Below are 26,274 nucleotides of genomic sequence, written 5' to 3' on the forward strand. Positions count from 1 at the left end.
GGTTCTCGCTTAGGCGGTTAAGGCCGCATTTAGTTTGTCTTCAATATCGCTTTTGTTGATGCCTTTACCAATAAACACCAATTGCGTTTGGCGCAATTCATCCGGCTGCCATAGACGATCAAAATAGCGTTCTAGACGCGTGCCCACCACTTGAAACACCTGACGCATCGGCTTGCCATTTACCGCTGCAAAACCTTTCACTCGGTAAATGTTGTTCGACTCTACTAGGTCTTCTAATGTGTCTTGCAAAGAGTCTGCGTCCACTTCGCCTAGTTTTACCACAAAGGATTCGAAGTGATCGTGGGCATGATCGTGCTCATGACCATGCGCATGGTGATGATCGTGGTGATTGTGCACAGCATCAATGCGTGCTTCCGTTGCGGCTTCTAAACCCAGCAAGACATCCAGCGCCGCTTCACCGTTTTCGATGTAAGCAATTTTAACGCTTGATTCGACTTCGTTTTCGATTACTTGCTTAACACGATCACGCTGACTTTCGTCTAGTAGGTCGTTTTTGCTGACAACCACTAAATCTGCCGCACTAAGCTGGTCATCCAGTAATTCTTGCAGCGATGGATCATGATCTAAGGACTCATCCGCAAGACGTTGTGCTTGGACTTTGTCTTCGTCATGAGCAAAACGACCTGCCGCCACCGCGGGCCCATCGACGACAGTAATCACCGCATCAACAGTACAATGCTCTTTAATACCCGGCCAGTTAAACGCCTGCACCAAAGGTTTTGGCAAGGCCAAGCCACTGGTTTCAATTAGGATGTGGTCAATATCATCACGACGCGCCACCAATTGTTGCATCACGGGCAGGAATTCTTCTTCTACCGTGCAGCAAATACAACCATTCGCCAGTTCATAGAAGCCGTCTTCGCCACGTTGTGCCGCGCTCTCGTCTTCACAATCAAGTGGACACGATCGCAGTAAGTCGGTGTCGATATCCAATTCCCCAAACTCATTGACGATCACGGCAATACGCTTACCGGCCGCTTGTTTAAGAACATTGGACAGTAACGTTGTTTTACCACTGCCTAAAAAGCCAGTAACAACCGTGGTTGGTATTTTATTCAGTTGCATAATCAATCCTTACGCCTCACCATCATTCTTACGATGAATCTTGCGGTATATATGAGCCTGTGATTTGTCATACAAGTACGAATCCGCGAAATCTTCGCTGTCTAAAACGTGCCCCACCAAAATCAAGCTGGTGCGAGTAAATTTCTTCGCGCGTACTTTTTCAACGATGTCTTTTAATGTGCCTGTTACATAATCTTGATCCGGCCAGCTGGTGCGATAACACACCGCTACAGGGCAATCCTCTCCATAATGGGGGATCAGCTCATCAACAATTTTATGTATGCGTGTCACCCCGAGATGAATCGCTAATGTCGCCCCACTCTTCGCCAGCGTTGGTAGGCGCTCACGTTCAGGAAACGGCGTTTTGCCTTCGTAGCGAGTCATAATGACTGTTTGCGAGACACCAGACAAAGTCAGCTCTTTTTTCAGCATGGCCGCTGAGGCAGCCACCGCACTTACGCCGGGGATCACTTCGTAATCGATGTCTAAGGCATCGAGACGACGCATTTGTTCCCCTATTGCACCATACAACGCAGGGTCGCCACATTGTAAACGCGCCACATTTTTGCCTTGTGCGGCTGCTTGACGAATGATCTCGGTAGTTTCATCAAGATTGAGTGATGCGGTGTCATAGATCGCTTCTGCGCGCTCACGCACATTATCAATGACTTCGCTTGGGATCAGTGAGCCGGCATACAGAATGACAGGACAGCGCTCCATGGTTTTCAGCGCTTTGACTGTCATGAGATCCGGATCACCGGGGCCGGCACCGATAAAGTAAACCGTCATGGTTTAAATCCTTTTAATTATTAAAGCTTTTTCGAGTAACCGCGGGGCGTGTAAATCCAGTGTTTATCACCGTTTTGAATATGGCGGGATTCACTGTTACCGACACTGACCATGGTAAACATGTCCACGTCTTTGGCGTCCAACTCGCCTAGGGTGGTAAAGGTGATATTTTCTTCTGGACGAGTAAGCTGGCGGCCAATCATCACTGGCGTAGTCGCTGGGCGGTATTGCAACAGCACATCGCGAGCATGATTTAGCTGCCAATCACGCTTGCGTGAGACAGGGTTGTAGAAGGAAATAACAAAATCCCCTGCGCCCGCCGCATGAATGCGTTTATCAATGGTTTCCCAAGGCGTCAGTAAATCACTCAAAGAAACGGTACAGAAGTCATGGCCTAGCATGGCACCGACACGACTTGCTCCGGCTTGCATGGCTGAGATCCCTGGGATGACTTCGATCTCTACATCCAGCCACTCTGGATGGTTTTCTTTGCCCTGTAGCTGCTGATCGAGCAATTCAAACACCAAGGTCGCCATGGCATAAATGCCAATGTCACCACTTGAAATCAGCGCCGTGGTTTTGCCTTGTGCGGCTAGATCAAGCGCTAATCGAGCGCGTCCTATTTCTTCACCAAGAGGCAAATCATGGAAGGTTTTTCCTTGGCTCAACTCACCTAGCAATTCTAAGTAATAACCATAGGCAACCCAGTCGCTGCAAGCGTTCAATGCTTTGGTGGCATTGGGCGCAACCAATCCCAAATCACCGGGCCCCATGCCCATCACAAATAGTTTGCTCATTATTTACTACTCTCAAAATTTATTAAATTGTACTCGTTCTCACGGCACAAAGGCATGAAAAGGACAGTAAATAAAATGAAGGATTCTCAGGAGGGGGTAAGGCTTTCTTGACGTTGGCAATCAAGCTTACGATCAGCACTATAAACCAATAAAGCCGTTTTTCCACGATCCCAAAAACTGAGGATATCGCCGTGGTAATAAGAACCGCTAGCTGATCTCGCCAAGGTTAATATATAGGAGTAATGATTAATGACCACATGCGCTTTGCCTGGCTCATAGACAACGTTGACTTTCAGCCCACCGCAAGCGTATTCATGCACATCCTCCGCCACATAAGGGTGCGAATAGTATGAGTACGCAGGGCAAGATAGTAATAAGCCAAGCATGTACAACAATCGTTTCATCAGCGTCAAGTCATCTAATACTAAGGCATTGGGGCGCTTATTCTAATCAAGCGCCCCAGACTTGTCTTGCCTTAAATCCTGACTAAATGATCAGTTTTAGATATTTTCTATTTGCTTGCGTAGCTCAAACATACATTCCTCAGTCATCTGATTCACCCAATGAATGACCTGCTCACTGCCCTCTTCCGCTAAACGCATGGCATCAACGATTTCGTTACGCAAAGAAGCTTTGGTTTCCCAACTGGTGTTCATCCGCTCTAGCGCCAAGTGTACGGACTGGTGCACCTGCTGATGTGGCTGCTCTAAATGCTTAAAGGCTGTCGATTTAGCCAATGATGAATGGCTAGCATCACCATAATACCATTTACCCATACGACACGAATGATGATCCACTTGTGCCGCTTGGTACTCAACGTCTTCAGGACCTGCATACAAAGCAACATAGCCATTTTGCTTATAGATAACGTGATCTAGCTTAATTAAAGAGTTGTAAATCACGGTGCCAACACCATCGACACTCAACGCAGAGACTCGAGAAGAGCGAGCTAGCTGATTAAACTGCTGCTCAAAACCACCTACCAACTCTTGCATGTTCGCACTCAAAGACTTGGACTCTTCGGTAATACGGCTTACTTCGTTGACTTGCTGACTCAAGGCTGCGAGTACTTGATCCACGGATTCTGCTGTTTCCTTCGTGCGATTCGCCAGTTGCTTTACTTCATCTGCCACCACAGCAAAGCCACGTCCAGCCTCCCCTGCGCGCGCCGCTTCGATAGAAGCATTTAACGCCAGTAAATTCGTTTGTTCAGCAATGTCTTTAATGGTGACCAATGACGCAGTGACTTTATTTGAGTCTCGACTCAATGCCTCAACAACACTTGCTACCTTGAGGATGGTATCGCTAACGGTATTGATCGAATAACGGATCTGTTCTATCGCCCCTAGGCTTTGTTCTGCAGAGGAGGCATTTTCAGAGGCCTGAACACCAATTCGTCTAACTTCCTCATCCACGCGCATCAAGTCGCTTTGAGCTTCTCGCAAGTTACCAATTAAGTTTTCAGTATTCAGCTCATGTAACTTCGATGACAACTCGTTACGATTGATAAGCGAAACGTTTGCATGCATCGCTTCCACAGATTTTTGTACCGCATTGATGGAACGCTTCATATTACCTGGCAAGCCCACACCCAGCGGGCTTCGATGAAAGTCACCTTTAGCGACATAAGCAAAGCTGGTATCCAACTCTTTAAAATAAGTCTCGATTAGATCAAGCAGATCATTTAACTCCCAAGCCACCAAACCCAACTCCCCAAGTCCTTTGGTATTGGTAATGCGGTGATGCAACTCCCCTTGACTGCAGGCTGAGATAGTAAAGGAAAGGCGCCCTAAGGTTTCCACTAAACGCATGCCTTGCCAGACCATCATTGCGAAAGACAACGCAATCAACGCTGCTGCACAGAAATTAAAAACAAAGCTTTGCCATAAAAAGTGGTTTGCTAGCATGGCCAACAATAAAAATAATACAAATAAACCAAGGCTAATAAATTGAGTGCGCAGAAAAGGAATACTGCGACTAATATGTCTTTTCGACATGTGACTAATTCCCCTGCTGATACAACGTAATCATGGCTTCATTGAATGAAGGTGCCAAAGCTTCAACGTACTCTAACAACCAGTTCATGGAGCGGTTGACACCATCATTCCCAGGGTAACGAGCTTCGATGTCTCGCATTTGTCGATAGAGTGCTTCGCACGTAGGCAACGCCGAACGAGGCGGTTTACGGCGCACCGAAAAATAGCCTTGTACTTCTCCATGAGCGTCTAAATCGACAGTGACGTTGGCAAACACCCAATAGTAACGACCATCAATACAACGGTTTTTTACAAATGCAAAAAATTCCTCGCCGTTTTGCAACATCTTCCACATCAATCGATATGCTCCCCGAGGCATATCCGAATGACGAATTAAATTATGAGGTTCACCCAGCAGCATTTTCTCGGAATACCCGGAGATCTTCATAAAACTGCGATTGGCGTAGGTAATTTTTCCTTTCTTGTCCGTTTTGCTCACTATTAAATCGTCGTCCTTGAGCATTACTTCCACTTCCAAAGCGGCTGTTTGGTCGTTGTACATGATTTTTCCTTTTGCCGGAAAAGAACGATTTAACTTTAGAGCGGGCATTCTAACGTCCTGAAGTTTCAAACCGCTGTCCTAGATCAAAAGCCAAGCGTGGCAAGGTTTTGATATTGGTAAAGAATTGTTCGTTTTTGTACAAGTATTTGACCTTTTTATCTTTGACAGATAACCCCAATTACTAATACAGTTGTCGCGTCGCCTAGGCGACTTCGTTCTCGGGGCGGGGTGCAATTCCCCACCGGCGGTAATGAGACATTCTCAAAGCCCGCGAGCGCTTTCTTGATCAGCCAATGGCTGAATAGAAAGGTCAGCAGATCTGGTGTAATTCCAGAGCCGACGGTAATAGTCCGGATGATAGAGGACGGCGTAGACAAGATACATCTATACAGACTTTGAACTCTTCAAAGCGGTTTGGCTTGCCTCCCGTTCGCCCTGATTCAGCATTTTTTTGTGGAATACAACCTTATGAATCAGAGCTCAACGAATTCTCAAACATTTAATCCAACAACTAAACGCGTAGCGTTCCTGCACGCCTCTTGGCACAGTGACATCGTCCTACAATGCTGGGAAGGCTTTAAAGAAGTGATGCTGTCTCATGGTTACAGTGAAGACAACCTAGAGTTGATCGCCGTACCGGGTGCATACGAGATCCCACTGCAAGCAAAACTGTTGGCGAAAACAGGCAACTATCATGCGATTGCAGCAAGTGGCCTAGTCGTAGACGGCGGCATTTACCGTCACGACTTCGTGGCGCAAGCCGTTTGTAACGGTCTAATGCAAGTTCAGCTAGAAACGGAAGTACCTGTACTGACTGCGGTACTAACACCACACAACTTCCATGAGCATGATGAACATTCTAGCTACTTCAAGCGCCACTTCGTTAAGAAAGGCCAGGAGCTAGCTGAAGCGGCTAACCGCACCATGCTATTGACGGAATTAGCAAAGAGCTAATCCGTATCTCGTGAAAAAGGCAGCTTACGCTGCCTTTTTAGTGTATCCATTGACAACTACCAAACCAAGTTAACCCCTGCCACCACGCCATTCCCTAGACGCCGTTCGTCAAAGTCGTCTGATACGATACTTTCATGGTAGTAATGGCCAAATACACCGATATTTTTAACCACACGCCAATCGATCCCCACCTTTAAACCCAGCTCAGTCAGCACATCATTGTCCCAATCTACCGATAAAAACGTTGGTCGAATATCGCCTCCAATGTACCAGGTTATATCCTTCATGACGGGCATAAAAATCGTGGCTTTGGCACTGAGGCCTGTACGTTTGTAATCCCCCGATTCCGTTTGGCTCAGCCCCATGGTGATATCTGCACCACGAGGATCATCACTAGAGCCTTCCACACTAAAACCACGAAAACCCAACAGTTTTATGTCTGCCCCAATACCATGCTCGAGTTCAACCTGTTCATAGTACAGCCCACCAAAACCGGGACGATTATTTTCTGGCTTAATCCCAATTCCTACGCCAAATTGCGAGTAATCCGTGCCAGAACTTCCTTCTAACAATAAGGTTCCAACTTTGTTTTCAACGGTATTGGTCGCAGCTGAAGCCATCGTGGCACATAACGTTAATCCTAGAACTCCAAATACTCGCTTCATTTTGCCTCTCTCTTTTAATCATCCTTTGTAAGCGTCGCTCTTCCTGAGCCCATGGTCTGCTATAGAGTAGGGAGATTTTTTACTTGAAACAAATAAAAAAGCCCTGCTTGGCTGATCTAACACAAGCAGGGCTTTCACTTTCATCCAATATCTCTATCGCATCAGCGCTTTAAATTCCAAGCGTCGCGCATGCAATAATGGCTCGGTATATCCGTTTGGTTGCTGTTTACCTTTGAACACTAAATCACAGGCAGCGTTAAATGCGACACCATCGAAACTCGGCGCCATGGCAATGTAAGCAGGATCCTGAGCATTTTGTTGATCCACCACCGCCGCCATACGCTTTAGCGAGGCCATCACTTGCTCAGCACTGCAAATACCGTGTTCTAACCAGTTTGCTAAGTGCTGTGAAGAGATGCGCAAAGTGGCACGGTCTTCCATTAAACCAATATTGTTAATATCTGGTACCTTGGAACACCCGACCCCTTGATCAATCCAACGTACTACATATCCTAAAATCCCTTGCGCGTTGTTATCCAGTTCAAACTGGATCTGCTCATCACTCAGAGTCGTTGGATCTTCAAGCAACGGAATAGTTAGAATGTCATCTAGGCTAGCACGCTCACGCTTCGCTAACTCAGCTTGACGTTCACGCACATTGACCGTGTGGTAATGTGTCGCATGCAAAGTCGCACCGTTTGGTGAAGGTACCCAAGCGGTACTCGCTCCGGCCATAGGATGGCCAATTTTCTGCTCTAGCATGGCGGCCATTTCATCCGGCATAGCCCACATGCCTTTACCAATTTGCGCCTTACCCGGCAAGCCACATTCGAGACCAACATCTACGTTCCAATCTTCGTAGGCTTTAATCCAAGCTTCTTGCTTCATGGCGGTTTTAGGCACAAATGGTCCAGCCAACATGGAAGTATGAATTTCATCTCCGGTACGATCTAAAAAACCAGTGTTGATAAACACTACTCGCTCTTGAGCTTGGCGAATGCATTCTTTTAGATTCACTGTGGTGCGACGTTCTTCATCCATAATGCCAACTTTGATGGTGTTACGGTCCAGTCCAAGCGCCTGCTCGATACGGGCAAATAACTCAACCGTAAAGGCCACTTCTTCTGGGCCATGCATCTTGGGTTTCACAATATTAACACTGCCTGCACGGCTGTTTCTTCGCTGAGTATTTCCTTGCAGATCATGCATCGCGGCCAACACCGTGATCATGCCATCCATAATGCCTTCAGGAACTTCGTTGCCGCTTGCATCTAAGATCGCGGGATTGGTCATTAGATGGCCCACGTTGCGAATAAACAACAAACTACGACCATGTAGAGAAAACCGATTACCCGACTTGTCGAGGTATTGTCGATCCGGGTTCATCGCTCGCGTAATGGTTTTACCGCTCTTCTCAAACGACTCTTGCAAGGTGCCCTGCATCAACCCCAGCCAGTTGCGGTACACCTCCACTTTGTCTTCCGCATCCACCGCCGCAATGGAGTCTTCACAGTCCATAATGGTTGAGACGGCAGCCTCCATCAAAATGTCCTGAATCCCAGCGTGATCGTACTGGCCGATAAAGCCATTGGGATCAATTTGAATCTCTAGGTGTAATTCGTTATTTTTCAGCAAAATCGCAGTGGGTGCATCCGGCTTGCCTTGGTAGCCAACACACTTTTCCGTGTTTGCTAGTTGAACTACGTCACCATTCTTCATGGTGACGACTAACTCACCATCCACGATTTGGTATTGAAGTGCTTGAGCATGGGAGCCAGCCACCAAAGGTGCAGCTTGATCTAGTAGCTCTCGACCAAACGCAATCACCCGATTCCCGCGCACTGGATTGTAGCCACCGGAGCGCTCCGCCCCCTCTTCCTCAGGGATGGCATCGGTACCGTATAGTGCATCATATAGGCTGCCCCATCGTGCATTGGCAGCATTTAAGGCAAAGCGCGCATTTTTAACTGGTACGACCAGCTGCGGTCCCGCTTGCAATGCAATTTCCGCATCGACATTTCTAGTAGAAACTTTGAAGTCCGGCCCCTCGGGCTGCAAGTATCCAATTTCGGTAAGAAAATGTTTATAGGCCTGCGCATCGTGTGCTTGACCCGAACGGGCGCGGTGATAGTCGTCTATTTGCTGCTGAATCTCATCGCGTTTGGCTAATAAAGCCGCGTTTTTAGGAGCTAAGTCGGTGACGATTTCTTCGAAGCGTTGCCAAAACACCGCCGGCTCAATACCTGTCCCCGGTGCAATTTGCTCGTTTACTAAATCAAAAAGGCTGGCGGCGATCTGAAGACCACCTTGCTGAATTCGTTCTGTCATAGCTCTATCCTTTCATTGGCCGGCTTATAAGCCAGTTTAATTATTGTTAATACTTCAAAATAGATCGCTCAATACATTTATTTAATGAATGACTACAAAAACAAACATGAATAAATAAATTCTGAAATTTCCTTACCAATCGGTAGTTTTCTTTCTAAAACCTAGTATTAAGCGTTTATACGCTCACTATGGCTGTGTTGCACAAAAAAATCACATTCATAAAAAATATGGTCACGATAAGCAATATAGACTAGATAAATCAACCAAAGCATCGCAGACTGAAATGGTCATCAAGAAATGCACGACCGCCAACAAGCGGTGAAGCGACCAAACCATGAAAGAGGAATCTGCAATGTCACATTACAAAAACGATATCGACGCAACTGCTACCCTAATCGCTCAGCATGGCGCACCTTGGGCTGCCATTAATCCTGAATACGCTGCCCGTATGCGTGCTCAGAACCGCTTCAAAACAGGCTTAGATATTGCCCGTTACACCGCTAAGATCATGCGTGCAGACATGGAGCGCTACGATCAAGATCCGAGCCAATACACACAATCTTTAGGTTGCTGGCACGGCTTTATCGGCCAGCAAAAAATGATCTCGATTAAAAAGCATTTCAACTCAACTGATCGTCGCTACCTATACCTATCTGGTTGGATGATTGCCGCGCTGCGCTCTGAATTTGGCCCTCTGCCAGACCAATCTATGCATGAGAAAACCTCAGTACCTGCGTTGATTGAAGAACTGTACACCTTCCTTCGCCAAGCGGACGCTCGTGAAATGGGTGGTTTATTCCGCGACATGGATGCGGCACGCGATGCTGGCGATGAAGTCAAAGCGGCGGCGATTCAAAAACAGATTGAAGAATACCAAACTCATATTGTGCCTATCATTGCTGACATTGATGCGGGCTTTGGTAACGAAGAAGCCACCTACTTACTGGCTAAAAAAATGATTGAAGCTGGAGCTTGCTGTATTCAAATTGAGAACCAAGTTTCCGACGAGAAACAATGTGGTCACCAAGACGGTAAAGTCACCGTGCCACATGAAGACTTCCTAGCGAAGATCCGTGCGGTGCGCTACGCCTTCCTTGAACTAGGTGTAGATGATGGTGTAATCGTGGCTCGTACCGATTCTTTGGGCGCAGGTTTAACCAAACAAATCGCGGTATCAACGACACCGGGTGATTTAGGTGCCCAATACAATGCCTTCCTAGATGTGGAAGAAGTGGATATGAGCACGGCAAATGAAAGTGACGTGCTGATGGTTCGTGATGGCAAGTTGGTACGACCAAAACGTCTACCAAGTAATCTGTTCCAATTCCGTAAAGGCTCTGGTGAAGACCGTGTGGTGCTGGACTGTATTACATCACTGCAAAATGGCGCGGATCTTCTTTGGATTGAAACTGAGAAGCCTCATGTTGGCCAAATTAAAGGCATGGTGGATCGTATTCGTGAAGCAGTACCTAATGCGAAGTTGGTCTACAACAACTCACCGTCTTTCAACTGGACATTAAACTTCCGCCAGCAAGTATTTGACGCATGGCAAGAAGAAGGTCGAGATCTTTCTGTCTACGATCGTGCCCAGCTGATGAGTGTGGAATACGACAGCAGTGATTTAGCACAAGAAGCGGATCAGCGTATTCGTAACTTCCAGGCGGATGCGGCTCGCGAAGCGGGCATCTTCCACCACTTGATTACATTGCCGACTTACCACACCGCAGCGCTGTCTACGGATAACTTAGCCAAAGAGTACTTTGGTGCAGAAGGTATGTTGGGCTACGTTAAGAACGTTCAGCGTGAAGAGATTCGCCAGAAAATCGCCTGTGTGAAACACCAAAATATGGCCGGCTCTGATATGGGCGACGACCATAAAGAGTACTTCTCTGGTGATGCGGCGCTGAAAGCATCAGGTCATGACAATACCATGAACCAATTCGCGTAAACTTCTTTTTTGCGGCTGATCTATACTCCAAAAGAGTGATCTTTTCCCCCCGCATTGGGTCGCTTCGGCGACCCATTTTTTATTCTCCTCATTGACGCCCTTTCAATCCTCGTTACACTGAACGTTAGTCCTGTCATGGATTGTTCATTATTAATACGACAAAATGATTCAGGGAACTAATTGAGAAAATAAACCACCAAGTTTATTAACCAAGATTGAGGGGTAAAATGATGACGGATATCTATGATATTTCAGTAGTGGACATCGATGGTAACGAGATGACCTTAGAGCCTTTCTGCGACAAAGTTCTGCTGATCGTTAACGTAGCTTCAAAATGTGGCTTGACGCCTCAGTACGAAGGATTGGAATCTTTGTATGAACAGACCAGAGATCTCGGATTTGAAATTCTCGCCTTCCCTGCCAATGACTTTGCCGGCCAAGAGCCTGGCAGTGATGCTGAGATAAAAGCGTTCTGCACGAGCAAATACAATGTCAGCTTTCCGATGTTCAGCAAAATCGTAGTAACCGGTGAGAACAAACACCCGCTTTATAAATTCCTAATCGAAGAAGCCCCCACCGCAGTTAATCGTGCCGAAATGGAAGAAAACTTACGTGGCTACAATATCGAGCCGACACCAGAACCGGAAGTGGTGTGGAACTTCGAGAAGTTTGTGGTGAGCCGTTCAGGACAGGTGTTAGGACGCTTTGCGCCAAACACGCCACTAGATGATGTCAACCTCGTAAACACCATCCGTGTAGCACTCGCAAACGGTTAGAGCAACTAATGAACTTAGCCGAAATAGTGGTTTAAAAAGTCACTATTTCGGCAACCTATATCTTAAACAGAACCCTTTAATGCTAGTGACCGTTTACTTATAAAAACCCTCACTATATTAGAGTAGACAAAATACAACGCTAATTGCGTAAACCAAACCCACCACGCAGACCATAAGTTATGGCTAAAGAAGTGCGCGCCTCGCATCACTTGCCCAAATCCCATCAGTAATCCTAAACCCACCGCGAATACCACAGCCGTTGTTGCCCACTTTCTCGAATAAGGGTAGAGGATAAAAAATAGGCCCATCAAAGCGAAACCTCCTGACGCATGCCCACCAGGGAAGCAGCCCCCCTTTCCAGCCATATTAGAAACCGGCCCAAGCAATGGATACTCCAAGCCATCACCACCATAACGGACTAAATCCCAAGGGCAAGAGTGCGCACTGACTGACTTCAATGCACTTACCACCAAAGGCCCAGCAATCATAATCAGTGCGATGATGAACCAATCATAACGACGCTTGATAATCCCCAACAGTATGACGCCTAAGGAAAAAGCAATAATCGCATTTTTCACGTAGACATGATTCACCACGGCTAACCAATAATTATCAATCAGAGGAAAGCTCTGGCTTTCAGAACTGAACCACAGATCACTAAGGTAAATGTCCAATGCTTGATTTCGCGAAATCAGTAGAAATAGCAAAGCGGTTAGACCGAGTAACCAACATTGCTTGAAATAGAACGCTTTTGAAAACTGATAAGGCATCCGTCTGACTCTTAATGAAAGTGGAAAATACGCTGTGAAATAGCACGTAATTTTTGTATTACGATATGATTGAAAGGCTTTACTCGGCGAGCACAGTAATACTCAAAAAGTCCACACCACAGAGCCGACAAAGCATATGCACCTAACACGTCAAACGGATAGTGCACACCAGAAAATACGCGAGCCCAAGCGGTCGCAAGAGAAAGCCCAAGCAAGCAAATGCCAAGGCTGTGATAGTGTTTGTCGAGAGACAAGCAAAATGCGATGCATGCCAAGAACGTCACATGGTCACTGGGAAATGACGAATCTGGTGTATGTCGAATAAACGTTAAGCCAATGTGATCAACGAAGGGACGGTTATGCTGCCACATCAATGAAATGACAAAATTTACCAATAGCGCAAAACTGGTCACATAAATTGCGTTTAGCACCACCGATTTACTCAGGTTGTCTTTTAACCACATTAACACTAAACATAGCAGTGCAAAGAAAACGGGCACTTGAGCCAAAAACTTTGTCAGCCCTAATAGGGCGACATTAGGTTGATGGCTCGCGTTGATAAGTAGGAAAAGACTTTGATTTAAAGGTTCCATAAGACCGCTACAACTTAAATTTGCAACAAAATCTATACCGCGAACCTTAGGAAAAAATTATGTCATGAACTTACCCATGCAGAGCCTCGTGACTGTAGCGTAATTCTAGACTCAAGCGTTGCTGCTTTGTTAAACCTTTGAAAACCATAGAATAGGAATGATCCACCATACGATACAGCTCACCAAGGGGTAATGAACCATCCAACAACACACTGTTCCAATGTTTCTTATTCATATGGTATCCAGGCTTTACTGCGTCAAAGATACTGCGAAGTTCCAGAGCATGGTTCGGTTCACATTTTAAATTAAAACGCTTAAGTCCTTCCGTTTCGGTGACTAGAGCGAACATCTTACCGCACAACTTGTAAACCAATACATCAGGGCCAAAAGGATACTCAGCGCTCGCTTCAGGCTTAGCGGCAATATAGTGGATCAGTTGATCATAATGACTCATACACTCGCTCCGTTTTTGTCATAACCGCAGCGTCTTCACCATAGCATTCAGAAACCGTCTGCTTAAGCAGCATGAAACCAAACCGTTGCCAAAAAGGTACACTGCCTTGAACCGAGACTAGACGAAACTCCTGCCAGCCACTTTTCTGCGCACGAGCGAGTAAAAACTCCGCTAATAGAGGTCCAACCCCTTGCCCCTGATATTCAGGAGAAATGGCGAGATCATGAAGAAAGACATACTCCTCCACTACTCCCTTCGACAGTGACTGTCCAAGCTCTGGAAGTGATTCACCAGCCCAAGTATGAGCCAGTATATAACCGCCAATTTGTGCAGGATTGGTGTCGCAGCAATATACAAAGCACAATTGCGGTGAGCGAAGCCACTTCCCCTGCATCACTTCGAGGGGCTCAGGCACCACATCATGATACACCTGAGACTGAATCCTCATAATTTGTGGCCAGTCTGTATTCACAATCTCTCGAATCATAATGTTTACCTTATTAATTTGGTCGATAGCCATTTTGCTAACAGTGGGCCAACAATCATCACTAACAAGAAGCGCGATACCTGCATAGTCATGACAAATCCCGTATCGACTGGAATATTTGCAGCAATGATGGCCACAGAATCTGCGCCACCAGGGCTTGTTCCTAAGAAAGCAGATAAAAAGTCGATGTCGATCCAGAGGACCAACACCCAAGCCACCAGTACATTCATCAGTAGTAAGAAGAAGATCGACAACAAAATAAATGGCAAAACATGCAGAGCATGCCGTACCACGGCAGGGGTAAAACGAAAGCCGATTCCCCACCCCATCGTCGCAAAAGCCAGCATTAGTAATGATTGCGGTAACTCAATCACAATCAGGTTGAAAGATTGCAACACAAAGCTAATGAACATTGGCAACAATAAAAAACCGCCAGAAATACGTACTTTTGTGGCGACTAAAAGGGCTAGTATTACTAGGATTAAGGTGACTAAGAAATTATGCCAATTGCTAACGAACCAATGCGTACTACTGCTTGGCAATGCTTCGGGCTCCACTAACAAACCCGCAGTTAACATCGCTGCCAAAGCGCAAAAAGCCACACGCGTATATTGCATCACGGCGACTAGACGCATGTCGGCGCCATAGGATTCGCTCATGATGGTCATGACCCCCGCCGCCCCTGGTGAGGTTCCCCAAATAGCGGTCGTGCCCGGCAGCAATGCCGATTTTGTCAGTGCCACGCCAACAATTCCCGATGCTAAAATCGTCATCGCGGTACCAAATAGATACACCTGCCATTGCTCTGCTATGTCAGCGAAGGTCGAAAGTGGTAAGTGAGAAGCTATCATCACTCCCACGACAGTCTGAGCCAGTCGAAAAGGCAATGTATGTAGCGTCAATGGATGATCCGATACGACTAAGATAATCGCAGCCAACATCGGCCCTAACAGAAAAGCTGCCGGAGCACTAAGTAACTCAAGCCCCGTTACAAACAGAGAAGAAATAACGACCAACAAGCACCAGTGCCTAGGCTTGTTAAAAGCTTTCGGAGTGCTAATGAAGGCTGTTTTTGAGTCGTTTTGAGGATCAGACATCGCTTATCTTTTATGAAAATTATTCCCTAGTATATTAACACCAGCAGCTCTAGAGGGCTTCGCAACAAAAGAGACTTCGAGCGAATAAAACTATATTTGAAAGAGCAAAAACTTAGAGCTAGATCAATATATTAAATTGATTAGAAGCAATACACTGGATGAGATTGTAAGTTTTTACACATTCTTAAAAGGTTGAGAGGCAGCTATCTATGCATCAGTACATTTCTGTTCGTTGGAAAATTTTATTGCCGATGGCAGGCATACTGATTTTCATTATTGCAGCACTCAACTTGTACTCTTCTCATCAGCAGAAAGACCAGTTATTGGAATTAACTGAGCACCAACTGGTCGATATTGCTAATGGTTATATGGACAGTATGAACGCCTTGATGTTCACAGGCGCTATGGCCAGTCGAGAAATGCTACGAGACAAAATTTCCCAACGCGAAGGCATCGCGGGGGTGCGGATGCTGCGAGGCGATGCGGTCAGTAATATCTACGGTCCAGGCTTCGATCATGAAAAACCACAGGACGACCTAGATAAACGTGCTCTGGCGGGTGAAACCATCATCAATGTCGAGACAGTGGAAGGTGAACGACACATTACCCTGCTGCTGCCATTTGCTGCCAGCACGGATCGACACGGTACGAATTGCTTAACTTGTCACCCTGTTGCCGAAGGTACTATTCTAGGCGCTGCACGCATTACTTACTCGATGGCGGCACGCGATCGAAACATTGAAAACGCCATTTTAAAGAACTCCACGATTAATTTCATTGCCATTTTGTTTGGCCTAGTGGTGATTTACTTCATTATGTTGAAAGTACTCATCCAACCACTTAACCGCTTAAAAGATACCATGTCAGTCATCGGTGAAAATGCCGACCTTCGCCCACGTATTCAATTGGGCGCCAACGATGAGTTCCGCAAAGTCGGGGAAGCGACTAATAACATGTTAGATCGTTTCCAACCAACCATTCACAGCCTTACAAAAACCATGGATAACCTCAGTGCATCTGCAGATCAATTAGCTTCCGTCACTCGTGAAACAAGCGAAGGTGTTGATAGGCAAAAAAATGAAAGTGCCTTGTTAGCACAATCGATTCAAGAGTTATCGAATGCCGCAGAAGAGGTGGCACAAAACGCAGCCAATGCAGAAACCGCTGCCAGTGAAACAAAGCACCTCGCAGATGATGGCAAGAACATGGTGCTACATGTGGCCCAAACTAACTCGGAGTTGGCCCAGAAAGTTGAGTCGGCAACTGATGTCGTGAAGAAGTTGGCTGAAGATGCCCAAGGTATTGGGCGCGTTTCACAAGAAATCAGCGATATCGCAGAGCAAACCAACTTACTGGCATTAAATGCGGCAATTGAAGCGGCCCGCGCCGGTGAACAAGGACGTGGCTTTGCCGTGGTAGCAGATGAAGTTCGCTCGTTAGCAAGCCGCACTCAGCTTTCAACAGAAGAAATTCGAAATATCATTGAAAACTTATCAAGCATTTCCAAAGAGGCAGTTAATGCCATGGAAAGTAGTAAAGCGCAGGCAAACGATAGTGTCGATGACGCCAATAAAGCGGCTCATGCGTTGGAAGAAATTGCATCAAGCGTAGAGCAAATTCGAGAAATGAATACCATGATTGCCGCGGCAGCCTCGGAACAAAGCGCAGTCGTCAATGAAATTAACAACAATATTCATGCTATCAGTGCTATCTCTGAGCAAGCGGGCACAGGCTCTCATAAAACCCAGCTGCAGAGCGAAGAGATTGCCAAGATTTCACAATCTCTAGACAGCACCATCAATCAATTTAAGTCTTAATTTCACACTCTTTATGCTGCCACATCGCTACGGCGATGTGTGCAGAATTGATGTACCCACAGGACCCATAGCACGCCTAGTAGCCATCCTGCGATGATGTCGGTTGGCCAATGAACGCCCAACATTACCCGACTAATTCCCACCAATAATGCACTGAGTAAAGCACACATCAGTAAAGCACGACGAGCACTTATTGGCGTCCACAGTCGTGAGATGACCAATGCCCCACCAAAAAAACAGACCATCGACATGGTCGCATGTCCTGAAGGGAAACTAGGTGTATAGACCTCAATCAAATGTGGCACCAGATCCGGGCGTGGACGGCCGAATATATATTTTGCCCCCATGCTAAGCAGTACACCTCCGAGGGTCATAAACACTACTTCAAAAGCATCCCAGAGTCGTCGACGTAGCCCTAAAACCAGCGTCAAAACCACCGTGCCATAAATCAGCACCCAGTTACTGCCTAATGCAGTAATGTCTCGCACAATAACCCCTAACCATTCGGGGCCGGCTAAGGCCAACGAGTCATCTCGAAACCACAGTAACCCGGCACGATCAATGGTGCTGTGCCCCACTAACGCAATCCAAGTGGTTACTGTAAGAGTGATCAATAACACCAAGTAAGTAATACGAATTCTCACAATGCACTCCATCCCTTCACACAACTTTGCAATAATAAGTAAATATACCTGTCCAGATTGTAAAAGGGGGTGTTTACGCGTAGTTTCCTCCTTTTTTAACTCTGTAGACCAAGCTTCTGACTACTATTTTCATAAAGGGATTTGCCATGCAAACATATCAATGGGGGATTTTTGCCCTAGCGCTAGGAGCCTTCGGGCTTGGCACTACGGAATTCTTTCCCATGGGATTATTACCCACCATCGCTGACGGTGTTCAAGTCTCTATCCCTGCTGCTGGTCTATTGATTAGCGCCTATGCCGTAGGCGTTATGTTTGGCGCGCCACTCGTTACCCTCTACATGACACGCTTTAGTCATAAAGCTTCATTAATCGCGCTAATGGCAGTGTTCTTCGCTGGGAATTTGTTATCCGCCATTGCGGTTGATTACACCACACTACTGATTTCCCGTGTGGTCACCAGTATGTCACATGGCGCTTTTTTCGGTATTGGTGCTCTAGTAGCAATGAAGCTCGCTCCGGTTGGCAAGCAAGGCTCGGCGGTGGCCTCGATGTTTTTAGGCTTAACCATTGCCAATATTATTGGTGTCCCTATTGCGACTTGGCTAGGTCAAAGTATTCATTGGCGTACGGCTTTTGCTGCCACCTCCGCACTTGGCTTAGTCGCTATGATTGGTTTACTGCGCACCCTACCGCATATGGAAAAGCCCAAACGTCCCAATGTTAAAAGCGAATTGCAGGCGATTCTGCAACCCGCAGCCTTACGCACATTCTTGACCACGGTTTTATGCGCTGGATCGATGTTCACTCTTTACACCTACATCACTCCGATCCTGCAAACTCTTGCCAATGTAGTGGATGCCAATATTGCCTATTTACTCATGACTGCTGGGATCGGCTTTACCATTGGTAACTATGTCAGTGGTAAGTTGGCCGATAAATCCCCAGACTTGTCTTTGACAGTTTCACTGGTTGGACAAGTGATTATTTTGGCCGCGTTTAGTTTTGTTACGGTTAATCTGATGACAGCGGCCATCACTATTTTCTTGTGGGGCGTTGTGAACTTTATGATTGGACCACCGTTGCAGATGAAAGTCATGACCATCGCAGATAAAGCACCGGGGTTGGCTTCTTCAATAAATATTGGCGCATTTAACTTAGGTAACGCCTTAGGTGCGGCATTGGGCGGCGCGGTGATCACAATTGGCCTAGGCTATGAATGGATCCCTGCATCAGCAGCAATCTTGTCACTGGCAGCATTAATCTTGCTGGCCATTAATCGTAAGCTAGTAGCGAAATCACAATAGCTTTAACGTTAAGGAAAAGTTTCAAATGGAACAACTGGTCGCCATGATGCTTGACGCGGGCAAATCTGGCTTAAATATGGCGTTGTATATCCTGCTCCCCATTATGGTCATCATGTTAGCTTTCATGAAACTACTTGATGCCAAAGGGGTTTTAACGTGGTTATGCAATAAGATTGCCCCCTTTTCACATGTATTTGGTATACCAGGCTTAGGAGCATTTGCTGCATTAAAACTGACCTTGGTGGGCTTCGCTGCACCTATGGCCTCTCTGTCAATCATGGACAGTAAGCGTTTTAATAAGCGCCATATTGCGGCGACCTTAGCAATGATTTTTACCATGTCGCAGGGGAATACCACCTTCCCCATGCTTGCTATTGGCCTCAACCTCCCTGTTCTATTGATCAGCTCCTTAATCGGCGGTCTACTTTCTGCGGCTTTTACTTACTACTTGATGACAAAGAATTTGCCCATAGATGAATTTAACGTAGACGAAGATGCTGTCGCTCAGGCTGACCAAAAACCAGCTTCAAAGACTGTGATGCTAACCCTGTCTGAGGGCGGCATGGAAGGCATGAGGATTGCGCTCAATATGGTCCCCATGCTAATTCTGGCGTTGTTCTTGGTAAATGTACTGGAAGCCCTACATATTATTGATCTGCTCACATCTTTACTTGGCCCTGTGTTAGCTCTTATCCATCTACCTGAATCCGCCGTCTTGCCACTTGTGACGAAATACATCGCAGGCGGTACAGCGTATATGGGCGTTATGTTTGACCTAGTTAATCAAGGCGAGATCAGTGTTCGTGAAATGAACATGATGGCGGGCTTTGCCACCAACCCCTTCGATGTAGCAGGCATTGCTCTTTTCGCTGCCACGGGTAGGCGTATTAGTGAAGTAATTCGCTATGCCTGTTACGGCTGCCTAATTGGTATTGTTGTACGCGGAATCATTCATATTGTGGTGTTTTATTAACACATTCACTCTACCCTGATCGTAAAACATCCGATCCGCTAGGTTATTGATGCATACTTGATAAACATTGCATAAGAACCTGCATGACAATTGATTAGCCTGCTAGGCTTTTTTAAAATACCTAGCAGGCTAATCAATTAAGTAATCACATGGATCAAAATATCGGCTGGAACCTAGCCCGAGCAGCAAATAGCTGGCGTCATGCCGTCGACTACCAAATGTCGGATATTGGCTTTACCCAATCAAAGTGGATCGTAATGATGCACCTGAATCGCTTGGGGCAAGGTTGCACACAAAGCGATCTGGCTAGCACGATCGGTATCGAACAACCCTCACTTATAAGAACTCTAAATCAATTGGAGTTATCCGGTTTTATTGAGCGACGCGAGTCATCTCATGATGCTCGATGTAAAACCTTGTGGTTCACAGATGAAGGACAACAACAGCTCAATACCATGCAAAACATCGCTGAAAAAGGACGCGCTGAATTGCTTCTTGGCCTCTCAAAAGAGCAGCGTGCCTTACTCGATGAAGCCCTGCTCATGATTATTTCTAACGCCCAAAAAATGAGTTCGAAAGACTAACTATGACTCCTGATGTACATTTTAATCGCTGGATGAAACGCGCAATCATCCTATTTTTTGCTATTTTCGCGTATCTCGTCATAGCTGATACGACCATCCCTATGACCAGCTATTCAACGGTGCAGCGTCCTGTGTTAAGCATCGCGCCACAGGTTTCAGGTAAGGTTCTTGACGTCGCAGTACACAATAACCAACAAGTAAAGAAAGGGGATTTGCTGTTTAAAATTGAAGACACTGATTTTCTTCTCGCTGAACGCCAAGCAAAACTAGCACTCCAGCAAGCTTATCAGAACAATGCAACGCTTAAAGCAAATATCGCCGAAGCGGATGCAGAGATCGCTTCAGCGAAAGTTTCTTTGCAAGAAAGTGAACGAGAATACCACCGCCTGAACAAACTTCGTGGGCAAAACCTAGTCAGCGAACAACAGCTCGATCAAGCACAAACGCTGATGCAAGCTGGCCGCGCCAACTTAAAGGCTATTGAAGCTCGAAAAAGTGCCATTTTGATTGAATTGGGCGAAGACGAAAACAATAACATTGATGTTAACAACGCTCGCAATGCCCTTGCTAACGCCCGTTTAGATGTGACTCGTACCGAAATTCGAGCACCGCAAGATGGCGTAATTTCTAACATGCAGTTAGTACCGGGGATGGTGGCGCAAAGCGGTCAAGCACTGCTGTCCTTAGTGGTGACAGGCCGTGACCGTATCACCGCTGATTTCCGTGAGAAAAGTATTACCAATGTACAGCAAGGCGCCACGGCATTAATTGTCTACGATGCTTTTCCTGGACAAGTGTTTGAAGGAGAGCTAGTCAGCCGCGACTTCGGTATAGCTCAAGGCCAAAATATGGCCAATGGCGTTCTAGCGACACCTGACGATAGCGATCGCTGGGTACGCGACGCGCAACGTATTCGTGTTTACGTTAAGCAAGATAACGTATTACCTGAGCCTCTGGTGAGTGGCTCTAAAGCGACGGTAATGGTGGAATCTACTAATTCGTCAATCTTCCGCTTTATTGGTCACGTACAAATGCGCATCGTGAGCTTATTGCACTATGTTTATTGAGATGCAAGCCAACGAAAAACGACGCTTACTACGCATAGCATTTGGCACCACCATTGGCTTCGCTGTGTGCAAACTAATGGATTGGCCTTATGGTGTCTTTTTCACGGTATTCCCCATGCTCCTACTGGGCATGGTGCCAACCTTTAATCGAACTTTAGCCATTGAGTTTATCGTTGGCGGTTTTATTAGCGCTGCCGAGATGTGGATCTTACAGACAATCTTTAAGCCCTACCCTACAGCGATGTGGTTTGTGGCTCTATTTATCTTTGGTTACCACTTCCGCTTTATGCTCACCACACGCTATTTTTTAATGTGGGCGTCTGGTCTAATCACTTTGTCGACATTGCTCAACTTTGGCAGTTATGACGCCAGTCAGGCAACCGATATGGTAGTCACTACAGTATTAGCAGCGATCATATCCGTAGCTAGTGCTTACTTACTCTATTGGTTACTACCGGATCTTGAACCATTCCAGGGGGCACCGCCAGCACCACCCACAGCAGCACAAGTGAACCATAGAACGATCTTAGGTGCCTTACTGGCCACCGCTTCATTCACAGTCTTCCAAGTGTTTGACTTGCGCGATTCTCTTTCTGCACAAGTCGCGACCATGTTGATACTGTTCCCAATGACCTATCAAGGCTCTATTGCGAGCGCTAAGAAACGCTCAAAAGGGGTAGCCTATGGCTGTGGATTGGCTTTGGTGGCGCAGGTATTAATGTACACCCTGATCGGCAACTTCTTCCTTGTATGCATTTCGTTATTCATAACAGTGATGATAACCGCCTACTTCCACTTAGTAGAGCGCTCTGGCTCTGGCATCGGTTTTGGTGCTTTGACCACCATCGGCATCCTGTATGGGCAATATTTGACCCCTCATAACGATATTTTTTACAGTGCTATCTATCGTTTCAGTTCAGTCGTTGTAGCCATGTTTTTAGTGCTTATGCTCGCTTATATCATTGATTATGCACTGAATAAATTTGAAGCCACCAGTAACTATGCATGACCAACATACATTCAAAAACCGCATTCATCGTATGCGGTTTTTTATTTATGGGAAGCAAACGACATTTTGTGATTCCTCCCATGCAGGAAATTTAGTCATGACTGTTTGAAAACAGTCGCTCTCGACAAAGCTATTTAACCAACACTTCAAATACGGGTAGTGGCTTTGCTCAAACCATTTCAAATCAACACCTGCAAACTGGCGAATAAATGGGAAGACAGCAATATCAGCAAGCGTCATCTTCTCCCCCATCAAAAAGCGAGAATGCTTCAAACGCTGCTCTAAGCGTTTCAAAAACCTCTCGCCCTTTTCTCGATAATAGCTTTGCACCTGTTCAGGATGACGATCAGCATATTTATAGCGGTCTAGCCATGGTTTAAAACAATGATCATTAAACCCTATCCAAGCTTGAATCTTCGCTTGTTGTTGAGCGTTCTCTGGCCATAATTGCTCAGATACGTCAGCATGTTTTGTGTGCTTTATTGCCCAAAAAATGATATCGAGACTTTCAGGGTAGCGTTGGCCATCGGCTAAAAGCTGTGGCACAGTGGAACGTCCACCTAAGTTAAGCAGTGCTGCAGGCTTATTTTTCAGAACGACTTCACGCAATTGCACTCTTAGCTCTAATATAGCGAGTGTATAACGCACACGGATGGCATAAGGGCATCGGCGAAAACTGTATAGAATGGCAGGCAAAACGCCCTCCTAATCAATAAATTTAAAAGCTACTATTATAAATAAAAGCGCAGCAAACGATGAAATAGCTCCAGTTTTTACGTCAATTCCAGCAATACGACTAATGTCTGCCCGTTTACGACACCCTGTCTATTGAATAGACAACAATGTTCATAGAATGAGTAAATAGTATAAGTGTTTAACACCAAAAAAGGATTAACAATGAAAAAGCTTACGAAGTTCTTTTCCGCACTAGCGTTTGCACTACCTCTTACAATCCAAGCTCAGACTGTTGAATTAACGACTATGAACTGGCCACCTTTCTATGGCGACAGTTTAGAACGTGGCGGTTTTATCACTGCTATTGTTGACGAAGCACTAGCTCAATCTGGTTATGACAGCACTATTGAGTTTACAGCTTGGCAGAATGCCCTGGACGTTGTGAAGAGCGGTGAGAAAGACGCTATTGTCGGTGGCTACTACTCTGAAGAACGTGCTCAAGAATATTACTTCTCTATTCCAATCTACACAGTGTTAGCAGGCCTTATTAAAAAACCTGACTTTCCACTTAACAACTACGACTCATTTGAGTCCCTTGATCAGTACAAAATTGCAAAAATCAAAGCAACCGTAATTGGTGAATCATTCGATAACTTCCCATTCTCTAACCTTAAAGAATACCCAGAAGTTAAAGATGCAGTAAAAGCTCTAGATGCAGGTGAAGTGAATCTATATGCCGACAGTCTAGCGGTAGCTAAAGCTGCGGCAGAAGCAGAAGGCATTGATGCATCAAAGCTACAAATCCTGTTACCTCCATTGGAAGAAAACGATCTATATCTATTGATCTCTAAATCCATTCCAAATGCAGAAGAACTACGTGACGCATTCAATAAAGGTTTGATCGCGATTCAAGGTTCTGGCCGCTACGACGAGATTCTAGCTGAGTTTAATCAGCAGTAAGGCCGTTATCCTGTTCAATAGAGCAGGCGAAGAGTATGCTAATAAGGCTCACAGACTTGTTCTGTGAGCCTTATTTTTTCTGGAACTTCGATATGGAGCAAGGGATGTTTTCTCCAAGTACTATCACCTTAGTTGCTACCCCACCTCGCCTTAGTGACTATGATACTGAATCAAACGATTATGCTCTAAAAGATAAAGATCAGTATCATAAGAAACTGAAAAAGGCTCAGGAGCTAATGCTTCAAGTTCAACAAGCTTATTATCATCAAGGTAAGCGCGCGATTATCGTTTTTCAAGGCTGGGATGCTGCAGGCAAAGGCGGTGCTATCCGCCGAATTAGGGAAAAATTAGACCCACGAGGTTACCGCGTACACCCAATCGCTTCACCAACAAAAGATGAGCAAGGTCGACATTACCTCTATCGCTTTCAAGCTCGCCTACCTAAACCCGGTTCGATCGCAATATTTGATCGCTCTTGGTATGAGCGAGTATTGGTCGAGCGCATTGAAGAGTTTGCCTCGCCAAATGAATGGCAGCGCGCTTATCAAGAAATTAACGAGTTTGAGCGAATGCTGACCGACGACGGTGTGCGCATCATCAAGATTTTTATGCACATCTCGAAAGACGAACAACTTAAACGCTTTGAGGAACGTCTCAACAACCCCGTCAAACAATGGAAATTAACGGAAGAAGACATACGTAATCGCTCAAAATGGGAGCTTTATGAAACGGCAACAGATGAAATGTTCCAACGTACTTCGACCATCTCAGCACCTTGGCATATTATTCCAGGCAACAAGAAATGGTTTGCCAGAGTGGAAGTATTAAATACCGTGATTGAGGCCTTATCGAAAGAAATGGACTTATCACCACCACCTGTGGACGAAGCGGTCGTGAAAGCTGCGCGAAAACAGCTGGGAATCGAGATTAACGACTAGCACATCATATAAAATCAAGAGGGCCGATTAAATCGGCCCTCTTGCTTTCTTACCACATCAAATCATCTGGAATTTGGAACTCAGCATACGGATCATCTTCGTCGATATCCTCTGCTTTAGAAGAGGTATTTAATACCAGAATCATATCAGGCTCTTTCTCTTGAACCTTCTCGGCAATACCTTTCGGTACAATCTCGTATTGACCTTCTAGCTTAGCAATCGCTAGACGTCCTTCTGATAAGTCTTTATGCATCTTCTCTGATACGTACAGTTTCTTCACCTTTTTCTCATCGGTGAAGTTGTAAGCAATTTCGCCATCTTCCTTTGCTACACGGTTTTGAATAATAATCTGACGAATCTGACCTAGAATGGCTTTGTACTCAATCTCCGCCTGACGTTTAAGGTTTAACTCTTTATCACGCGCCGCCTTTTCTTCTTTCTGACGCTTTAACTCAGCCTGACGAGCTTCTTCTGCCGAATTGTCTAGCTGACCTTTCTTCATTTTTTGTTTCGTCTGAAGCTTTTCAGCCTTAATTTTATTCGCCTTTTTCTTATCGACGATACCAGCACCTAACAGCTGTTCTTGTAAGGACTTAGCCATGTAAAACCTCTAATCAACGCGTATCAATAAACTACCCGCATTATAACGCTTTTAAAGGGTAATGCCCTGCCATTTTCACCGTGATTTGAAAGTGATACACCTACTAGGATCTGCCCCCTTTGCTACGATCGGGGATGAAGGCCGGGCATTTTCGACAGACGTAAAAAAGCCCTGACTGCATCAGCAATCAGGGCTTCTTAATTAAAAGCTTGACGACGACCTACTCTCACATGGGATCTCCCACACTACCATCGGCGATGGCGCTTTTCACTTCTGAGTTCGGGATGGGATCAGGTGGTTCAACGCCTCTATGATCGTCAAGCAAACGGGTTTGCGTTCGTTCTGATGTTGTCATCAAAACACGCAAGTTCGTAAACTTGAGTCCTTAACAATTAGACTTTGAAATAGTCGATAACCAAG

27 protein-coding genes, 1 rRNA gene and 1 riboswitch are annotated in these 26,274 nt (G+C 45.8%); of the genes, 11 read left to right on the plus strand and 17 right to left on the minus strand.

From position 1 onward, the window contains the following. Positions 1 to 9: 9 nt before the first annotated feature. The 6 genes from cobW to ASC49_RS02375 all read right to left on the minus strand — a co-directional run bounded on the left by cobW (position 10) and on the right by ASC49_RS02375 (position 5,210). The gene (gene cobW, locus ASC49_RS02350; protein ID WP_055461588.1) at positions 10 to 1,086 is read right to left on the minus strand and encodes a cobalamin biosynthesis protein CobW; all 1,077 of its coding nucleotides are present in this window, start codon (positions 1,084 to 1,086) and stop codon (positions 10 to 12) included. Positions 1,087 to 1,095: 9 nt separating this feature from the next. After that, positions 1,096 to 1,875, minus strand: coding sequence for a precorrin-4 C(11)-methyltransferase (gene cobM, locus ASC49_RS02355; RefSeq protein ID WP_055461589.1), 780 nt, complete (start codon positions 1,873 to 1,875; stop codon positions 1,096 to 1,098). A 20-nt stretch (positions 1,876 to 1,895) separates the two neighbouring features. Beyond that, complete coding sequence (gene cobJ / locus ASC49_RS02360; protein WP_055461590.1) at positions 1,896 to 2,672, minus strand: precorrin-3B C(17)-methyltransferase; 777 nt, start codon at positions 2,670 to 2,672, stop codon at positions 1,896 to 1,898. Positions 2,673 to 2,758: 86 nt separating this feature from the next. Further along, entirely contained in the window at positions 2,759 to 3,076 is a 318-nt protein-coding gene (locus tag ASC49_RS02365; RefSeq protein ID WP_055461591.1) for an MliC family protein, read from the minus strand. Between the two features lie 96 nt (positions 3,077 to 3,172). Beyond that, positions 3,173 to 4,669, minus strand: a complete 1,497-nt coding sequence (locus ASC49_RS02370) for a methyl-accepting chemotaxis protein (protein WP_055461592.1) — start codon at positions 4,667 to 4,669, stop codon at positions 3,173 to 3,175. Between the two features lie 4 nt (positions 4,670 to 4,673). Next, positions 4,674 to 5,210 (minus strand): PAS domain-containing protein, encoded by a 537-nt coding sequence (locus ASC49_RS02375; RefSeq protein ID WP_055461593.1) that lies wholly within the window; start codon positions 5,208 to 5,210, stop codon positions 4,674 to 4,676. A 210-nt stretch (positions 5,211 to 5,420) separates the two neighbouring features. After that, positions 5,421 to 5,580: riboswitch (FMN riboswitch) on the plus strand. 98 nt (positions 5,581 to 5,678) lie between these two features. Between ASC49_RS02375 and ASC49_RS02380 the strand changes: the two genes are divergently transcribed. Further along, on the plus strand, positions 5,679 to 6,164 hold the full coding sequence (locus ASC49_RS02380; RefSeq protein ID WP_055461594.1) for a 6,7-dimethyl-8-ribityllumazine synthase: 486 nt from the start codon (positions 5,679 to 5,681) through the stop codon (positions 6,162 to 6,164). Positions 6,165 to 6,220: 56 nt separating this feature from the next. Here ASC49_RS02380 and ASC49_RS02385 read toward each other — a convergent pair whose 3' ends face one another. After that, on the minus strand, positions 6,221 to 6,829 hold the full coding sequence (locus tag ASC49_RS02385; protein ID WP_055461595.1) for a hypothetical protein: 609 nt from the start codon (positions 6,827 to 6,829) through the stop codon (positions 6,221 to 6,223). A gap of 153 nt (positions 6,830 to 6,982) precedes the next feature. Next, the gene (locus ASC49_RS02390; protein ID WP_055461596.1) at positions 6,983 to 9,157 is read right to left on the minus strand and encodes a malate synthase G; all 2,175 of its coding nucleotides are present in this window, start codon (positions 9,155 to 9,157) and stop codon (positions 6,983 to 6,985) included. Positions 9,158 to 9,509: 352 nt separating this feature from the next. Here ASC49_RS02390 and ASC49_RS02395 point away from each other — a divergent pair, with 352 nt between their 5' ends. Continuing rightward, on the plus strand, positions 9,510 to 11,105 hold the full coding sequence (locus ASC49_RS02395; RefSeq protein WP_055461597.1) for an isocitrate lyase: 1,596 nt from the start codon (positions 9,510 to 9,512) through the stop codon (positions 11,103 to 11,105). Positions 11,106 to 11,335: 230 nt separating this feature from the next. Further along, on the plus strand, positions 11,336 to 11,881 hold the full coding sequence (locus ASC49_RS02400; RefSeq protein WP_211262001.1) for a glutathione peroxidase: 546 nt from the start codon (positions 11,336 to 11,338) through the stop codon (positions 11,879 to 11,881). 62 nt (positions 11,882 to 11,943) lie between these two features. Here ASC49_RS02400 and ASC49_RS02405 read toward each other — a convergent pair whose 3' ends face one another. The 5 genes from ASC49_RS02405 to ASC49_RS02425 form a co-directional block, all read right to left on the minus strand. Continuing rightward, positions 11,944 to 12,651, minus strand: a complete 708-nt coding sequence (locus ASC49_RS02405; protein ID WP_055461599.1) for a phosphatase PAP2 family protein — start codon at positions 12,649 to 12,651, stop codon at positions 11,944 to 11,946. Positions 12,652 to 12,662: 11 nt separating this feature from the next. Further along, positions 12,663 to 13,244, minus strand: coding sequence for an undecaprenyl-diphosphatase (locus tag ASC49_RS02410; protein ID WP_055461600.1), 582 nt, complete (start codon positions 13,242 to 13,244; stop codon positions 12,663 to 12,665). Positions 13,245 to 13,314: 70 nt separating this feature from the next. Beyond that, a complete protein-coding gene (locus ASC49_RS02415; RefSeq protein ID WP_055461601.1) occupies positions 13,315 to 13,698 on the minus strand; it encodes an MmcQ/YjbR family DNA-binding protein in 384 nt (127 codons plus the stop codon). Then, positions 13,685 to 14,185: a GNAT family N-acetyltransferase gene (locus ASC49_RS02420; RefSeq protein ID WP_055461602.1), complete on the minus strand. Its 501-nt coding sequence runs from the start codon at positions 14,183 to 14,185 to the stop codon at positions 13,685 to 13,687. The genes ASC49_RS02415 and ASC49_RS02420 overlap by 14 nt, the downstream gene beginning before the upstream one ends. A 5-nt stretch (positions 14,186 to 14,190) precedes the next feature. Continuing rightward, positions 14,191 to 15,282 (minus strand): AbrB family transcriptional regulator, encoded by a 1,092-nt coding sequence (locus tag ASC49_RS02425; protein ID WP_055461603.1) that lies wholly within the window; start codon positions 15,280 to 15,282, stop codon positions 14,191 to 14,193. 209 nt (positions 15,283 to 15,491) lie between these two features. Here ASC49_RS02425 and ASC49_RS02430 point away from each other — a divergent pair, with 209 nt between their 5' ends. Continuing rightward, on the plus strand, positions 15,492 to 17,099 hold the full coding sequence (locus ASC49_RS02430) for a methyl-accepting chemotaxis protein (RefSeq protein WP_055461604.1): 1,608 nt from the start codon (positions 15,492 to 15,494) through the stop codon (positions 17,097 to 17,099). Positions 17,100 to 17,110: 11 nt separating this feature from the next. On the opposite strand, the gene ASC49_RS02435 is transcribed toward ASC49_RS02430, so the two are convergent. After that, a complete protein-coding gene (locus ASC49_RS02435; RefSeq protein WP_055461605.1) occupies positions 17,111 to 17,743 on the minus strand; it encodes a phosphatase PAP2 family protein in 633 nt (210 codons plus the stop codon). A 146-nt stretch (positions 17,744 to 17,889) separates the two neighbouring features. Here ASC49_RS02435 and ASC49_RS02440 point away from each other — a divergent pair, with 146 nt between their 5' ends. The 5 genes from ASC49_RS02440 to ASC49_RS02460 all read left to right on the plus strand — a co-directional run bounded on the left by ASC49_RS02440 (position 17,890) and on the right by ASC49_RS02460 (position 22,680). Further along, the gene (locus tag ASC49_RS02440) at positions 17,890 to 19,047 is read left to right on the plus strand and encodes an MFS transporter (protein WP_055461606.1); all 1,158 of its coding nucleotides are present in this window, start codon (positions 17,890 to 17,892) and stop codon (positions 19,045 to 19,047) included. A 25-nt stretch (positions 19,048 to 19,072) separates the two neighbouring features. Next, on the plus strand, positions 19,073 to 20,020 hold the full coding sequence (locus tag ASC49_RS02445; protein WP_055461607.1) for a nucleoside recognition domain-containing protein: 948 nt from the start codon (positions 19,073 to 19,075) through the stop codon (positions 20,018 to 20,020). Between the two features lie 149 nt (positions 20,021 to 20,169). Continuing rightward, positions 20,170 to 20,604, plus strand: coding sequence for a MarR family transcriptional regulator (locus tag ASC49_RS02450; protein ID WP_055461608.1), 435 nt, complete (start codon positions 20,170 to 20,172; stop codon positions 20,602 to 20,604). A 2-nt stretch (positions 20,605 to 20,606) separates the two neighbouring features. Next, complete coding sequence (locus ASC49_RS02455; RefSeq protein WP_055461609.1) at positions 20,607 to 21,671, plus strand: HlyD family secretion protein; 1,065 nt, start codon at positions 20,607 to 20,609, stop codon at positions 21,669 to 21,671. Then, complete coding sequence (locus ASC49_RS02460) at positions 21,661 to 22,680, plus strand: DUF2955 domain-containing protein (RefSeq protein WP_055461610.1); 1,020 nt, start codon at positions 21,661 to 21,663, stop codon at positions 22,678 to 22,680. Before ASC49_RS02455 ends, ASC49_RS02460 begins: the two co-directional genes overlap by 11 nt. A gap of 45 nt (positions 22,681 to 22,725) precedes the next feature. Here ASC49_RS02460 and ASC49_RS02465 read toward each other — a convergent pair whose 3' ends face one another. After that, positions 22,726 to 23,376 (minus strand): glutathione S-transferase, encoded by a 651-nt coding sequence (locus ASC49_RS02465; RefSeq protein WP_055461611.1) that lies wholly within the window; start codon positions 23,374 to 23,376, stop codon positions 22,726 to 22,728. Positions 23,377 to 23,577: 201 nt separating this feature from the next. Here ASC49_RS02465 and ASC49_RS02470 point away from each other — a divergent pair, with 201 nt between their 5' ends. Continuing rightward, positions 23,578 to 24,315: a substrate-binding periplasmic protein gene (locus tag ASC49_RS02470; RefSeq protein WP_055461612.1), complete on the plus strand. Its 738-nt coding sequence runs from the start codon at positions 23,578 to 23,580 to the stop codon at positions 24,313 to 24,315. Between the two features lie 35 nt (positions 24,316 to 24,350). Beyond that, complete coding sequence (locus ASC49_RS02475) at positions 24,351 to 25,253, plus strand: polyphosphate kinase 2 family protein (RefSeq protein WP_245624610.1); 903 nt, start codon at positions 24,351 to 24,353, stop codon at positions 25,251 to 25,253. Positions 25,254 to 25,302: 49 nt separating this feature from the next. Here the strand turns inward: ASC49_RS02475 and ASC49_RS02480 are convergent, their stop codons facing one another. Together ASC49_RS02480 and rrf are read right to left on the minus strand one after the other, a co-directional pair. Further along, the gene (locus ASC49_RS02480) at positions 25,303 to 25,854 is read right to left on the minus strand and encodes a DUF2058 domain-containing protein (RefSeq protein WP_055461614.1); all 552 of its coding nucleotides are present in this window, start codon (positions 25,852 to 25,854) and stop codon (positions 25,303 to 25,305) included. 207 nt (positions 25,855 to 26,061) lie between these two features. Next, positions 26,062 to 26,176 (minus strand): 5S ribosomal RNA (rrf, locus tag ASC49_RS02485). Positions 26,177 to 26,274 lie beyond the last annotated feature (98 nt).

Source organism: Marinomonas fungiae (assembly GCF_001418205.1).
In the GTDB taxonomy this organism is placed as follows: domain Bacteria; phylum Pseudomonadota; class Gammaproteobacteria; order Pseudomonadales; family Marinomonadaceae; genus Marinomonas; species Marinomonas fungiae.